The sequence below is a fragment of the Paenibacillus pinihumi DSM 23905 = JCM 16419 genome, assembly GCF_000422505.1.
In the GTDB taxonomy this organism is placed as follows: Bacteria; Bacillota; Bacilli; order Paenibacillales; family Paenibacillaceae; genus Paenibacillus_D; species Paenibacillus_D pinihumi.
This window is the reverse complement of record NZ_KE383864.1, coordinates 625,021-639,301: the sequence shown is the minus strand read 5'-3', so window position 1 is coordinate 639,301 and position 14,281 is coordinate 625,021. Positions and strand designations below refer to the sequence as shown.

Annotated in this window: 11 protein-coding genes; 7 read left to right on the top strand and 4 right to left on the bottom strand. The window is 49.9% G+C overall.

What is annotated here, in order from left to right; translation table 11 throughout:
- Nucleotides 1-82: 82 nt before the first annotated feature.
- Nucleotides 83-3,247, bottom strand: coding sequence for a transglycosylase domain-containing protein (locus tag H583_RS0117065; RefSeq protein ID WP_036709876.1), 3,165 nt, complete (start codon nt 3,245-3,247; stop codon nt 83-85).
- 423 nt (nt 3,248-3,670) lie between these two features.
- On the opposite strand from H583_RS0117065, the gene H583_RS0117060 reads away from it, so the two are divergent.
- Both H583_RS0117060 and H583_RS33265 read left to right on the top strand, forming a co-directional pair.
- Nucleotides 3,671-4,201 (top strand): NfeD family protein, encoded by a 531-nt coding sequence (locus H583_RS0117060; protein ID WP_028561528.1) that lies wholly within the window; start codon nt 3,671-3,673, stop codon nt 4,199-4,201.
- Nucleotides 4,202-4,240: 39 nt separating this feature from the next.
- A complete protein-coding gene (locus tag H583_RS33265; RefSeq protein ID WP_051236554.1) occupies nt 4,241-5,797 on the top strand; it encodes a flotillin lipid rafts scaffold protein FloT in 1,557 nt (518 codons plus the stop codon).
- Nucleotides 5,798-5,967: 170 nt separating this feature from the next.
- Here H583_RS33265 and rpsD read toward each other — a convergent pair whose 3' ends face one another.
- Nucleotides 5,968-6,567, bottom strand: coding sequence for a 30S ribosomal protein S4 (gene rpsD, locus H583_RS0117050; protein ID WP_028561527.1), 600 nt, complete (start codon nt 6,565-6,567; stop codon nt 5,968-5,970).
- A 435-nt stretch (nt 6,568-7,002) separates the two neighbouring features.
- On the opposite strand from rpsD, the gene H583_RS0117045 reads away from it, so the two are divergent.
- The 4 genes from H583_RS0117045 (at nt 7,003) to H583_RS0117030 (ending at nt 10,998) form a co-directional block, all read left to right on the top strand.
- Entirely contained in the window at nt 7,003-8,952 is a 1,950-nt protein-coding gene (locus H583_RS0117045; protein WP_051236551.1) for a sensor domain-containing diguanylate cyclase, read from the top strand.
- A 158-nt stretch (nt 8,953-9,110) separates the two neighbouring features.
- Nucleotides 9,111-10,226, top strand: a complete 1,116-nt coding sequence (locus tag H583_RS0117040) for an aminopeptidase (protein ID WP_028561525.1) — start codon at nt 9,111-9,113, stop codon at nt 10,224-10,226.
- Nucleotides 10,227-10,321: 95 nt separating this feature from the next.
- Entirely contained in the window at nt 10,322-10,564 is a 243-nt protein-coding gene (locus tag H583_RS0117035; protein WP_028561524.1) for an HPr family phosphocarrier protein, read from the top strand.
- Nucleotides 10,565-10,704: 140 nt separating this feature from the next.
- A complete protein-coding gene (locus H583_RS0117030) occupies nt 10,705-10,998 on the top strand; it encodes an Fpa/YlaN family protein (RefSeq protein ID WP_028561523.1) in 294 nt (97 codons plus the stop codon).
- 288 nt (nt 10,999-11,286) lie between these two features.
- Here the strand turns inward: H583_RS0117030 and cax are convergent, their stop codons facing one another.
- Nucleotides 11,287-12,345: a calcium/proton exchanger gene (gene cax, locus H583_RS0117025; RefSeq protein ID WP_028561522.1), complete on the bottom strand. Its 1,059-nt coding sequence runs from the start codon at nt 12,343-12,345 to the stop codon at nt 11,287-11,289.
- A gap of 216 nt (nt 12,346-12,561) precedes the next feature.
- Between cax and H583_RS0117020 the strand changes: the two genes are divergently transcribed.
- Complete coding sequence (locus H583_RS0117020; RefSeq protein WP_028561521.1) at nt 12,562-12,948, top strand: Asp23/Gls24 family envelope stress response protein; 387 nt, start codon at nt 12,562-12,564, stop codon at nt 12,946-12,948.
- A 152-nt stretch (nt 12,949-13,100) separates the two neighbouring features.
- On the opposite strand, the gene ftsW is transcribed toward H583_RS0117020, so the two are convergent.
- Entirely contained in the window at nt 13,101-14,273 is a 1,173-nt protein-coding gene (gene ftsW, locus H583_RS0117015; RefSeq protein ID WP_028561520.1) for a putative lipid II flippase FtsW, read from the bottom strand.
- Nucleotides 14,274-14,281: the final 8 nt, after the last annotated feature.

The window sequence follows — 14,281 nt, the reverse complement described above, 5'->3', positions numbered from 1 at the left end:
AAAAAGCTCCCCGGAATTCATATTCCGGGGAGCTTTTTTGGGTCTTTCATGACATATTCAGTTCTGCTGTCCACTCGGACGGCTAATTAAGCTTTACTGTACCCGAGGTGCCGGATTCACCATGATCATTGGCAGCTGTAATCCGGAATGAACCTGAGCTGGCAGGGGAGACATATTCAAATCGGGTTTGGTCTGTTGAGCCGATTTTTGTGAATTTGCTTTTGCCGTGCTCGCTATAGTACACATTATATTTTGTTACACGATCCGAAGACGGGTTGGCATTCCATGTCACACGGAAGCCCAGATCAGTCGCTTCAACCTGGAGACCGCTCGGAACGGAAGGCGATTTCTTATTCGCAGCCTGATTGTCAGGCTGCTGCCCTGAATCCGTATTATTGTGAGGCGGTGTTGCAGTACCAGGTCCGTCATTCGGTCCGTCAACCGGAGAGTTATCGCCTGGATTATTCGTCGGCTGGCCTGGACCCTCTGGGAGGCCGCCATTCGGGATATGTCCGTTTGACGATACAATTGTGCTTGGTGCAGATTCTTTGCCGCTGACATCAACGGCTGTAACATAATAAGTGTATTTGCTTGCTCCAGCGATTGAGCTTACAAAGGTCGTACCTTCGCCGCTCAGCAATACGCTTCCTGTGTTCTGATAAGCGTTCTGATTATCATTGGAACGGTAGAGGCGATAGCCGACGACATCAGACTCCGGACTGCTCTTGAACGAGATGTTGACGGATCCGCCAGCTATTGAAGCTGTAACCCCAGATGGAGCGGATGGTGCTTTGCCGTCATCCTTCCGCGGGTCTACTTTTGACGGCGCATCATTGTTTGCGTCGCGCGGCAAGTAGTAGCTCAGCGGTTTGCGGCTGTTTGGCGGCATTTTTGCCTGGGCAGCCTGGATTTCCTCCATCAGCTCATCGAGCGGCTTTTTGCGGACAACTACGGTCTTCTCTTCCACAAAATCCTTCGGTGTGCCCGGTTGAGGAATATAATTGACGCCGTTGTAGCGGATGAACGCCTTGGACAAGATGGCATCGTCGCTTTCTTTCGGCAGGAATTCCTTATTGAACCAGTCGGTCACGAGCTTGCCGGTGGAATTGGTCAGCTGGGTCGGCTTCTTGCCGCTCAACCCTGATACAGTTGCTTTTACAATACCCTCCGGCTGTTCAAACTTGTCGCTTGTGAACCACTCGGGCTTCGCATCGGTGACATCATTCATAATTTTGGCCCAGATGGTGCGCGCCCGCTCGCGTCCGCCTTTGGTCAACACGTGAACCTGTTTCTCATAACCTGCCCAAACACCGAGTGTAACATCAGGTGTAAAGCCCATAAACCATACATCCGCATAGTTTTGGGTGGAGCCTGTTTTACCGGCAATCGGAACAGACTTGTAATTTTTGAACCAGGATGTCAGCCTGTGCCCTGTACCTGAAGGGGAGCTGACAACTGTCCGGAGCATATCCGTCATCAGGAATGCAGTCTGCTCCGAGAACACGCGCTGCGGCTGCGCTTTATGCTCATACACAATTTTGCCGGTCGAGTCGGTAATTTTCTCAATCATATAAGCATCATTGAAAATACCGTGGTTCGGGATTGCTCCATAAGCATTGGTCAATTCCTCAACCGATACCCCGATCGCCAGACCGCCGATAACTCCTGTAGAAGCATGGTAGTCGCTTTCCTGAATCGTTGTAATGCCGAGCTTCTTGGTAAAATCCCAAGCCTTGGGAATCGTTACATCGTCCAGGAAAAGCTTGAGCGCCGGCAGATTGAGCGAACGGTTCAGCGCATCCCGCGCCGTCACGAGGCCGTCATACCGGTTATTCGCATTTTTGGGAATATGGAAGCCCTTGGAGCCACCATCTTTCAGCACGATCGGTGCATCATCGATAATGCCGCCCGGCTGAATCTTGCCCGTATCAAGAGCAGGCAAATAGGCAGCAATCGTCTTCATCGCCGATCCTGGCTGCCGCGTCATCTGCGTAGCATAGTTCATTTGCTCCAGATAGAAATCGCGGCCTTCAATCATTGAAACAATCGCACCTGTCTTATGATTAATCATCATGGCTGCAATCTGCTCGACACCTTTCTCCGCTGAATCCGGTGTAAAGTTATCCTTGTCTGCAGCAATGTTCTTCATCAGACTGTAGGCTTTTCTGTCAATTGTTGTGTATACCCGGTATCCGCCATGGAGCAGCTGCTGCCGGGCTTCTTCAATAAGGTTTCTATTTTCCGGCTTGCTAAGATCGGCTTTGGTCAGATCCTTGCGGTTCTGAAGCAGCAGCACCTCGGCAGCCTTGCGCTCTGTCTCCAGCATCAGATACGGATAGGTGGAGTAAGCTTTTTTGGCCGGTTTGGCCAGGGATGATTTCAAGTCAAATTGCAGCGCTTCCTGATATTGCGCGTTTGTTATCCGCCCGGTCTCGAGCATGCGCGCCAGCACACGCTTCTGTCTTTCGACTGCACGGTTAAAACCCTTCTCGTTGAATTCGCCCTTACCGTTAAAGGCAGAATAGACGGAAGGAAGCTGCGGAAGTCCGGCCAGATAGGCGGACTGGGCAATCGTCAGCTGATTGAGATCGGTAACGTTAAAGATACCTTTGGAGGCCGCCTTAATCCCGAATACCTGATATCCGTTGGACCCGTTGCCGAACGGCATTTTATTTAAATAAGCGGTCAGAATTTGCGGCTTGGTTAAGTAGCGCTCCATTCGCAGCGAGAGAAAGATCTCCTTGATCTTACGCGCATCGGTCACATCCAGATTTAAAAACACGCGTCTTGCCAGCTGTTGTGTCAGCGTGCTGCCCCCGGTCTGGGTATCATCATTCATGAGCTTTTGCTTGACGGCGCGTCCAAGCCCGTTGATATCAACGCCTTTATGATTTTCAAAGTTGTTGTCCTCGACTGCAAGCAAGGCATCGATAACTTGCTTTGGAATATCTTTCAGCTCGACCAGTCTGCGGTCCTCCTCGGTTCTTAGCTGTCCGATCGGAGTTCCGTCACTGAAGTAAGCGAAGCCGGTGATCACATTTTCGTTGATCTTTTCTTCAATAACAGACCGTGGACGAACCGGGTCTTCCTTGACTAGCGAGGCAACATATCCGGTTACTGCGCCGCCTGCGAATAAGCCGACAGTCAGTCCGAAGATGAATAGCCATTTCACCGTGGTCCACACGACGAGACCAAAGGTCAGCCAGCCACTGCGCCCGGATGTTGGTTTTTGACGGTCATCTTTCATTCCTATGTATTCCTCCTCTAAAATCACCCACTTATTATAACATAAATCGCCATTTTACAGTACGTTGACTTCTGCTTTTGCGTATGGTATAAATCCGCCTCATGGCTTGCAGGGGCTTTTTATTTCTATTTAAAAAAGCTGTGATATAGGCCTTCAAGCGCAAAATTGTGAAGCTTCAGCCGGATGCAAGACTGGCTTAGATCCGATTTTCTAGTCATATTGCCCTTATTTTACCGGTAACTTTTATACTGGGGACGATAGTGAAATTAGGCAGGAGGATTCATTCCGGGCTAAAACACGGCCGCAAGCACCTTGTCATTGGAAAAATATGAAGATATTATTGAAACGAATTCCCAAATTTGTCGTAATAATCAGTATAACGAAGCAGGAATCGTAAAAATAAGGGAAGGGGGGCGGAAGCGAATGGATATTCTTTTTTGGTCTTGTCTTGCAGGTGGCATCCTATATGCTCTGATTACTGTCATATTCGGGGACATCATCAGTGAAGCGCTGGACGGGGCGCTCGACTTTTTATCGGGAGATGCGCTGCCATGGCTGCAGCCGATGACGCTCGTCAGCGCAATTACCATCTTTGGGGGCGCGGGGCTGATGCTTCAGCGTTATACGGGACTGGGTGCGGCAGCCGTTATTATATTAGCCGTACTGATCGCAATTGTCCTCGGGATTGCCATCTACTTTTTGTACGTCAAGCCAATGGAGAACAGCGAGAGCTCGACAGGATATTCCATTCAAGAGCTTGGCGGCAAAATGGGGGAGGTGCTCGTGCCGATTCCCTCCTCCGGTTACGGTGAGGTTATCGTAAACGTCGGGGCTGCAGGAGTGACCGGGCAAATCGCCGCCAGCTTTGACGGGCAGGAAATTCCGACGGGGTCCAAAGTTGTTGTCGTAGACGTAAAAGAAGGCACGTTACTGGTTTCTAAAATTGATCTTTAATTGCCCAAGCACAGTTGTTGCTGAAAGGAGAAATGTTTCATGCAAGAAGCTTTTGTAATTCCCGCTATTGTAATTGGTGTTATTGTTGTCCTCGGACTCGCCTTTTGGGCCCGTTTCAAAACCGTCAGCCCGGATGAGGCGATGGTCGTAACCGGTTCTTTCCTCGGTTCAAAAAATACGCTGGTGGATGAGACCGGACGCGCAATTAAAATTGTACGCGGGGGAGGCGCATTCATTTTGCCGGTCTTCCAGAAGGCCGAATTTCTCTCGCTCCTGTCCCATAAGCTGGACGTATCAACGCCTGAAGTTTATACGGAGCAAGGGGTTCCGGTAATGGCAGACGGGGTAGCAATTATTAAAATCGGCGGCTCGATCGAGGATGTCTCCACTGCTGCCGAGCAGTTCATGGGCAAGCCTACAGAAGCGCTCAAGGGAGAAGCGCAGGAAGTTCTTGAAGGTCATCTGCGGGCGATTCTCGGCTCGATGACAGTAGAAGAGGTATACCGCAACCGCGACCGGTTTGCCCAGGAAGTTCAGGGTGTTGCTGCGAAGGACCTGAAGAAAATGGGACTTCAAATTGTCTCCTTCACAATCAAGGATGTCCGCGACAAGCACGGGTATCTGGATGCGCTTGGTAAACCGCGTATTGCTATCGTCAAGCGCGATGCGGAGATCGCCGAAGCGGAAGCAATCCGGGATTCCCGTATCCAGAAGGCCAGGGCAGAAGAGGAAGGCCAGAAAGCGGAGCTGCTGCGCGACACCCATATCGCTGAGGCTTCCAAGGATAAGGAACTGAAGGTTGCCTCCTTCAAACGCGAGCAGGACACCGCGAAAGCGGAAGCGGATCAGGCATACGCCATTCATGAGGCGCGTGCGCAACAAAGCGTCGTTGAAGAGCAGATGAAAATTGAGCTGGTGCGTAAAGAAAGAGAGATTGACCTCGAAGGAAAAGAAATCCTTAGACGCGAGAAGCAGTATGACGCGGAAGTGAAGAAAAAAGCGGATGCCGACCGTTATGCTGTCGAGCAGGCGGCGGAAGCGGATAAGGCGCGGAAGCTTCGTGAAGCGGATGCGCTACAGTACAAGATCGAAGCGGAAGCAAAAGCGCTTGCCGAGCAGAAGCGACTGGACGGTCTGGCCGTGGCGGATGCCGAGCGGGCCAAAGGTACGGCTGAAGCTGAGGTTATCCGGCTGCGCGGTATAGCCGAGGCGGAAGCTAAGGAGAAGCTGGCTGAGGCGTTCGAGAAGTTCGGCGAAGCAGCCGTTCTCGATATTATTGTGAAGATGCTACCTGAGCTGGCAGGCAAGGTTGCCGAGCCGATCAAAGGCATCGACAAGCTGACGGTTGTAGATACGGGCAATGGTGAAGGGGCAGCAAGAATAAGCAACTATGTGACCTCACTGATGGCTACTGCACCGGAAATGCTGAAGAGTGTGTCGGGGATTGATGTGGAAGAACTAATCAAAGGCTTTACGAGAAAAGTTGTTCCGAATAACACTTACAGTGCTCAACCACTTCATGCGGCAGCGGATGAAGATGAGAGATTCGTATTTGAGACGGGCGGGAACGAAGCAGAAGCGAAAGACAAAGTTTAAGCCAAATACTTAACTCAGGGAATAGGCAGTTGGGTAAATGAGCTTGACTGGTTGAAGACATAACCGCACTTTTCTTTATCATTTCGGTATTGCAGTTGTATAAAGCTAACCCGCATATGAAAAAAGCTCCCCATTGGGGAGCTTTTTCTGCTTCTGAGTGGAAGCAGCTATTAACGGCTGTAGAACTCGACGATTTGTTTCTCATCGATTTCCTGGGACAGTTCAGCGCGCTCAGGCAAACGGATGTATTTACCTTCCAGAGCAGCTTCGTTGTATTCCAGGTAGTTAGGTACATGTACGCGGCCTTCGAGAGCTTCTTTGATCGCTTTCAGGCTGCGGCTGCGCTCGCGCAGTCCGATTACATCACCAAGAGAAACGGTGTAGGACGCGATGTCCAGTTTTTTGCCGTTAACAGTAATATGTCCGTGAGCAACCAATTGACGGGCGCCTGCACGGGAGTTGGAGAAGCCCAGACGATACACGAGGTTGTCCAGACGGCTTTCCAGCAGGAACATGAAGTTTTCACCGGCAATACCTTTCAATTTGTTCGCTTTGTCGAACAGATTGCGGAATTGCTTTTCGTTCATGCCATACATGTGGCGAAGCTTTTGCTTCTCTTGCAATTGAACGCCGTATCCGCTCAGCTTTTTGCGTTGTCCCGGGCCATGCTGACCTGGAGGGAACGGGCGCTTCAAATCTTTTCCTGTACCGCTCAGGGAAATTCCCAGACGGCGGCTCAATTTAAACTTAGGTCCTGTATAACGTGCCATACTCGTAAAAACTCCTTCTTCAAATGGAATGTTTGAAAAGGGGCTCTCTGTTTCGCCGGCTGTTCTCAACGGCCAGCTCTTCCTGGGGAAGAAGCGGGACCGATTCAGTCCATAGACTTCAAACAGGCTTTTCAGCCGCAGGCCTGTCTGTGAAAACAGCCATGAGGGTGACACAAAACCGTTAACCCTTTATCCAACTATAAATTTTATAGGAAACTAGGGATCAATGTCAAGGGAAAGCATTGGTTTCTTAAAGCTCGATATTTTTCGACAAATAACGCGTGTTTTGATGTATTTTGATGAATCAAAAGTCCTTTATTTACCATCTAAATTAGTGCAAATTTCATGAAAATGAAGTATGATTGAAGAGATTAGATCATAATCTCTGTAACGCTTTCTAAGACAGGAAAAGACGAAAGGAACAGGGTGCTGCGTATGGTGAAAGAGATACGCCCGCATGATTGTGATACCCGTATGCTCATGCAGCAGCCGGGGCAAGACCTGCTGCCGTTCCCGGGAATCGGGCATATGCTTCCGGATTCCGGATTGCCAGCCCTCTTGGAGGAGGGCTTTCAATTATGGCGCTATGAAGCTGAGGGGTTTGGCCCCAATGGAATATTGATGCTGTTTGACGGACATGACGGCAGTGTCCTGAATATGCCGGAGGATGAGAGCTATGTCTCCTGCCAGGGGACGGCCCTGGAACTCCTCGAGCCCGTGGTGCTTGCTGCCTGCAAGTCAGGAAAGTTGGAGCAGATACGCCAAAACCTCCAGGATGAGGGCAATTCGCATGATATCTGCCTGAGTGCTGTTCCTGTCATGCTTGGCGGATCTTCCGGCTGCGCGGCTGTACTGGGCATCGTCCAGTTGGCTCATGAGGCGGAAAACACGGCTGTCCTGCATAGTTATGCGCTTCACTATCGTGCCTGTCTTTACCGCCGTCTGGAGTATTTATATATACAGGGGCTTGCCCGGGAGCAGGTATTGGCCGAGAAGGAGGCATCGCGCCGGGAGGCCATGCTGCAGGCTACCAAGCGGCTGCATGACCAGATACATGTTGCCTCCGTGCTGGGGGAGATGATGGACACGCTTGAGCTGCTTTATCCGCACTCCAATGCTGACTTGCTTCTGTCTCAGGATTATGCGAATACCGATGCCCGTGTGCAGCTGATAACCTTCAAGCAGAATGCGGATGATATTTCTGCAGCAGCATTTATGGGCGGAAAGCCGGTTGTCAGGCAAGAGGAAGAGGGCAGAGTGACGATCGCTGTCCCGATGGCTGGCAAGCAGGCAACGTACGGCGTACTCCGTCTGACGATTGACGAGCTGGAGTGGGAGGAGACGGAGCTGTCCGATATGGAGATGCTTGCCGAGACGGCAGGAACGGCATTTGAGAATGCGAAGCTCTATGAACAGTCCAACCAGCTCATTAATGAGCTTCAACTGATCAACGAGTTGACCAAGCGTCTCAATCAGTCCCTCCAGTTAAAGGAAGTTATTGAATTTACGACAACGGATCTGCTGCAAATATTTCAGGCCGATTTCTGTTGTATGCTGCAATATAGCAAGACAGGGAATGAATTTATCGTATTGTCTACCAATAAGCAAGAGCTGCTCCATGAACGGTTTGCGGGAGACTATGGCTTTTGCGGGAAAATTCTAAAGAGCAAGGAAGCACTGATTGTCTCCGATTACTCCGAGCGTACAGCAGTAACCTCCAAATTAATGACGCTCACCGACTCCCAGTCCCTCATCGCGACGCCGATGCTTGTCCATGCCGAAGTGCTGGGCGTCATATTGCTAACACACCGCAGACCGCACTTTTTCTCCTATGACAATTACAAGCTGCTACAGGTTCTCGCGACACATATCGGACTGGCGATTACGAACGCTTCCCTTCATTCCGAGGTACGCCGTATGGCAATTACAGATCATTTGACCGGACTTCATGCCCGGCATTTTCTTGATGAGCAAATCCAGGCCAGGCAGCGGCAGGATGAACTTGGGGCGCTTATTCTGGTGGATATTGACCATTTCAAGCAGGTCAATGATACATACGGCCACCAGATCGGAGATAAAATATTAACGCAGGTCAGCGGCATTATCCGGTCGGTTATCCGGGATTCGGATATTGCCGCGCGCTGGGGCGGCGAAGAATTGGCTGTCTATCTGCCTTCTGTGACGACGGAGCAGGCTTACCGGATCGCAGAGCGTATCCGTACTGAGGTTGCCAAGCAGACCGCCCCGGGTGTTACCGTATCTTGCGGCGTGTCGGAATGGCGGTTTGAGGATGGCAAGATCAGTGTAGAGTCATTGTTCTACCGGGCGGATATGGCGCTGTACGAAGCGAAGAAGAGAGGGCGCAACCACGTGCAGGTCGGTTAGGAGACAGGCGGTACTCCAGGGAAGAGGGGAATTCTGTTGTGCCGCTCCCCGCCCTTGGCGTCCGCCTGCTGTCCGGGGCCAAAGATGCATTGTTGTTTAATCCATGGTAGGATGGAACAGAATGACGATATTAAATGCAAATAGGAGGAACTTTTGTTTTGAGAGATCCTAGACTGAAGAAACTTGCTGAGAATCTGGTTGGATATTCGATTGATGTCCAGCCTGGAGAGAATGTTCTCATAGATATGATTGGCTCGGAACGCGAACTGGTAAAATGCCTTGTGGAGGAAATCGGCAAGCGAGGCGGACGCCCCTTCGTTGAGACGAGCGACCGTTCGGTGCTGCGTTCGCTGCTGATGAACGGAAGCAAGGAGCAAATCGAGCTTTGGGCCCAATTGGACTTGAACCGGATGAAGGCGATGGACGCTTATATTGGAATACGCGCCGGGGAGAATGTCAATGAGCTGGCGAACATCCCGGAAGATAAAATGCGCATGTACCAGCAAGTTTACGTTCATCCTGTACATATGGAGCAGCGGGTCAAGAAGACCAAATGGGTCATTCTCCGTTATCCGAACAGCTCGATGGCGCAGCTTGCCAATATCAATACGGAGGCGTTCGAGGATTTCTACTTCGATGTCTGCAATCTGGATTACGCCAAGATGGAACAGGCGATGCTGCCGCTCAAGGCGCTGATGGAACGTACGGACAAAGTTCGTATTGTATCCCCGGGTACGGATCTGAGATTCTCGATCAAAAATATTGGCGCCAAGCTGTGCTCGGGCCACCGCAATATCCCGGACGGAGAAGTGTTCAGCGCACCGGTTCGCGATTCTGTTGAAGGGACGATTACATACAACACGCCTAGCGTATACTCAGGTGTTACTTTTGAAAACATTTCGTTTACCTTTGAGAAAGGCCGTATCGTCAAGGCTGAAAGCAGCAATACCAAGCGTCTGAATGAAGTTTTGGACACTGACGAAGGAGCGCGCTACATCGGGGAATTCAGTCTCGGCTTCAACCCGCATATTCTGCATCCGATGAAAGATACGCTATTTGACGAGAAAATTGCCGGAAGCCTGCACTTTACGCCAGGCCAGGCTTATGAAGAGACAGATAACGGCAACCGTTCATCCGTTCACTGGGATCTGGTGCTCATTCAGCGTCCGGAATACGGTGGCGGCGAGGTTTATTTTGATGATGTGCTGATTCGCAAGGATGGCCGCTTTGTAATTCCGGAGCTGGAGCCGCTAAACCCTGAAAATTTGACATAACATCCAATCATTTTTGTTCAAAATTCCATTGAACGAATTGCCAAATCACGGTATCATGTAGAAAGATTCACAGAATATATTTGGAGGGGATTTTTATGTCCAATAACGCAGCAATCGTAGACATTTCCCAAACAGCTAACCGTTTTAGGTCTTCCATCGTTCTCCAAGCCGAGAATAAATACATTGATGTGAAAAGCATCCTTGGACTGTTCACGACGCTGGTTAGCGGGCATTCCTATGAGCTTCATGTTCATGGTCCTGACGCCGATGAAGCAAAGACTGCCATGGCTGAAGTTTTCGCAAAGCACAACCTGAATATCGCAGTAGTCGCCGATTAGAACGGCATCCGTACGGTTGAAAGCACCCTGCCGCAAAGCGCGGTCCCGGGTGCTTTTCTGTTTTGTCCTTGTGTATTGGGACGATTTCGACTAATATAAAAGGTAGAAGACGGCAAGGAATGCGCACAGGGGGGAGTACGATGTCTTCATCGGATGTTATGGTGCATATGCATCAAAGGGCGCTACATCTTCTCCAGGAAGATGCCAACAAAATTGAATTGCTGATCGAGGTTCAGATGGAGAACCTTGCTACCCGCAAGTGCCCTTTATATGAGGAAGTGCTGGATACACAAATGTACGGCTTTTCCCGTGAAGTTGATTTTGCGGTGCGCGCCGGCTTGGTTGACGAGTTCGCAGGCAAGCAAATTTTAAGCAAGCTGGAAAGAAATTTAGCGCAGCTGTATGAAGCGTTGGACCTTAAAGACAAGGAGTAGTCTCTCTTAGCCGAGACTACTCCTTTCGTTTTTACATAGACATGCCCGTCAGAGATGAAACGAAATGCCGGTCATTGCGTAATAAAAGGTATAACAGCAGTTGCCTCATACCTGTGCCGCTGTAGGGTTACTGAATTTAGGCTATATGCCAGCCAAGCCGGTTGTCCTTTAACGGGTGACAAATGCTTGAAGCTGATTGGGCCATTCATACAAAATAAAAGCAGCCCTGGCGAGCTGCTTTTATTCATATCAAATTGCTAGTTTGTGAGTACGGCAGGAAAGAGAATGTTACACCAGATAAAAAGCGATGCCCAGGATAATGTAGACCATTAGAAGCAGCACGCCTTCATACCAGTTCGTTGTTCCGTCCTTAGAAATTGACTTGGCGATAAAAACGGAAACTGCGATGGCGGTGAGCTCGATGGGTGTAAACAAAATGTCCATCGTCTTTCCGAACAGCGTGCTGACAAGAATCAGTACCGGGGCGACGAAAAGCGCAATTTGCAGGCTGCTCCCGATGGCGATTTCTACTGCTGCACCGATCTTGTTCTTCATCGCCATCATGACGGCTGCGCTATGTTCCGCGGCATTGCCGATAATCGCAATTACGAAGGCGCCCACAAACAGTTCAGAGAGGCCGAAGCGGGTCGTAAAGGTATGCAATGTCCCTACCAGCCATTCACTGACAAACGCAACCATAACTGTAGCGAGAACAAGGAACAGAACCGACATGCCTTTGGACCAGGGCGGATTCTCTCCGTGATCTGCTGATGTCTCCTCGTCAGAGAGCAGCGATTTATGGGTAACCATAGAGAAGACCAGCCACAGCACATAGGAGACAATCAGGATACCAGCGATGGACAAGCTTAGCAGATGATCTTTTTCGATGGTGAAATGTTCAGCCTTTACGAACACGGCGGGAACGAACAGGCCAATGACCGCCATAATCATAAGCGTCGCGTTATACCCGGCGATTTGGATGTTAAAATGCTGCTGTTTGTACTTCAGGCCGCCCAGCAGCACGCTAAGGCCAAGCACAAGCAGCAGATTGCCGATGATCGCGCCTGTCAGACTGGCCTTCACCATATCGAACAGTCCCTCTTTGACAAGGAATATTGCAATAATCAGCTCGGCGGCATTGCCGAAGGTCGCATTCAGAAAGCCGCCCAGCCGCTGCCCGGCATAATGGGCCACACTTTCAGTCGCTTTTCCGAGGAAGCCGGCAACGAACAGAATGGCCAGTGCCGAGAGCCCGAATTGCCACATTACGCTCCAGCCGCCGTAATGGCTGATGGCGCTCAGTAAAAAGCTGGCAATCAAAGCGATATAAAATCCGTATTTTTTCATTGCAGCCACCTCCCCTATGTATTACATTCAGAATATACGCCCAATGAGGATTGCGGAATGAGTAGTTGGTATTATGCCCTGAGGCAGGGTGCTTTAACAAAAATAGCACTTATTCAGGCAGAATACAGTTCAGGGGCACGGCATATACATAGGATTTGCTTCCGCCCAGTTCATCCAGTACAATGAAATTATATGGAAGATGAGGAGTGAAGCCAAATGACCGAAGACATGAATACAGGTTTGATTAGAATTTCTGATGATGTTGTATCTACTATAGCCGGCCTTGCAGCTCTGGAAACACCGGGGATTGCTGCGATGTCCGGAGGCATATCCGAAGGCTTGGCCAAGCGTCTGAGCGGCCGAAATGTTCAGAAAGGCGTCTCGGTCGAAGTTGGACAGCTTGAAGCTGCGATTGACTTGCGAATTATTGTCCAATATGGAATTCCGATTCAAGAGGTTTGCCGTGTGCTTCAAGGCAATGTCCGTGAAGCCGTTGAGAATATGACGGGACTTAATGTTGTAGAAGTGAATGTGAAGGTGGAAGGCGTTATCTTCAAGGATGAGGAACAGGAAGAGCTCCAACTGCAGAACCGGGTTAAATAATGAAATTTATCCAACAGGGCGCATAGCTTGATTAGCTGGTGCGTTCTGTTTTTTTGTACGAGCCGGGGACATATGAAAGATGACAAGCGGCATCAAAAAAAGCAGCCCTGCGTCTCCATACGTTGGCTGCTTTTTTTGATGCGTGCAATGATTTATCGGGTGCGCGGATTGGCTGTTTCCTTGGAGTTCGTTTCCCGCGAAATGCTCAGCAGAATGCCAATACTGGCCAAAGACACGAGAAGGGAGGAACCCCCGTAGCTGATAAATGGCAAGGTAACGCCTGTAATCGGCATCAGACCGGAAACACCGCCAATATTAATAAAGGCCTGAATCGAAATCAGTCCGATAATACCGGATCCAACGACTGTTCCGTAAGTATCCGGACAGCGCATGGCAACAAGCAATCCCCGCCAGATAAAGGCCACATAACAGACAAGAAAGAGCAGGCTGCCGATAAATCCGAACTCTTCTCCAATAACGGCGAAAATAAAATCATTGTACGGATAAGGAAGATAGTGCAGTTTCTGAACACCGTGTCCAAAGCCGGCTCCTGTAAACCCGCCGTGTCCAAGCGCGAACAGCGAGTGGCTCAAATGATAGCCTGTTCCGAGCATATCATCCAGAGGATTCATGAAGGAGGTAAAGCGGGCGATTCTATAGCCCCATTTTACCAAATCCGGGTCTGCGGCCAGGGATACTGCGACCATCAAGGCAACGATAATGCTCAGGGCAATTCCGGTAAAAAACAAGTGCTTCAGGTTGGAACCGCCTGCTACAATCATAATGCCGGCGCACATTGCCAGTATCATGCAAGATCCCAAATCCGGCTGAAGCATAATCAGACCGCATATAAACCCGACAATGATGATGACCGGAACCAGCCCTTTTTTGAAGTCACGGAACTTCTCGCCTTTTTTGGAAATCAGTCTGCCGAGATACAGTATAATGGCGAGCTTGGCAAATTCGGTCGGCTGAATTCCGAATCCTGCAAATCCGAGCCAGCTTCTAGCACCGTTTATCTCTTTCCCGACAAAGGGCACGATAGCAAGCAGAAAAACGACACCGATAAAATAAAAAATGAACCACTTTTTAAATTTCTCATAGTGGAAATTCATCAGTATAAATAGCACGATAGTTCCTGCAGTTGCAAACAGGAGCTGTCTTTTTACAAAATAAAAAGCGTCCCGATTATAATTATCCGAGACTACGGCTATATTGGAGCTGGCGCTGAACACCATCACCAGCCCAAAGCCGACCAGCAGAAGCGTCAGGATCAACAGCAGAAAATCCGGTCTGCCCCGGATCGCGCCCTGCGTTTTTTTCATCGGGTTAA

Coding starts and splice junctions, on each gene's coding strand:
- H583_RS0117030 (WP_028561523.1), top strand. CDS start 10,705: ATGTCTTCATCGGATGTTATGGTGCATATGCATCAAAGGGCGCTACAT.
- H583_RS33265 (WP_051236554.1), top strand. CDS start 4,241: ATGCAAGAAGCTTTTGTAATTCCCGCTATTGTAATTGGTGTTATTGTT.
- H583_RS0117020 (WP_028561521.1), top strand. CDS start 12,562: ATGACCGAAGACATGAATACAGGTTTGATTAGAATTTCTGATGATGTT.
- rpsD (WP_028561527.1), bottom strand. CDS start 6,567: ATGGCACGTTATACAGGACCTAAGTTTAAATTGAGCCGCCGTCTGGGA.
- H583_RS0117035 (WP_028561524.1), top strand. CDS start 10,322: ATGTCCAATAACGCAGCAATCGTAGACATTTCCCAAACAGCTAACCGT.
- ftsW (WP_028561520.1), bottom strand. CDS start 14,273: ATGAAAAAAACGCAGGGCGCGATCCGGGGCAGACCGGATTTTCTGCTG.
- H583_RS0117045 (WP_051236551.1), top strand. CDS start 7,003: ATGGTGAAAGAGATACGCCCGCATGATTGTGATACCCGTATGCTCATG.
- cax (WP_028561522.1), bottom strand. CDS start 12,345: ATGAAAAAATACGGATTTTATATCGCTTTGATTGCCAGCTTTTTACTG.
- H583_RS0117060 (WP_028561528.1), top strand. CDS start 3,671: ATGGATATTCTTTTTTGGTCTTGTCTTGCAGGTGGCATCCTATATGCT.
- H583_RS0117065 (WP_036709876.1), bottom strand. CDS start 3,247: ATGAAAGATGACCGTCAAAAACCAACATCCGGGCGCAGTGGCTGGCTG.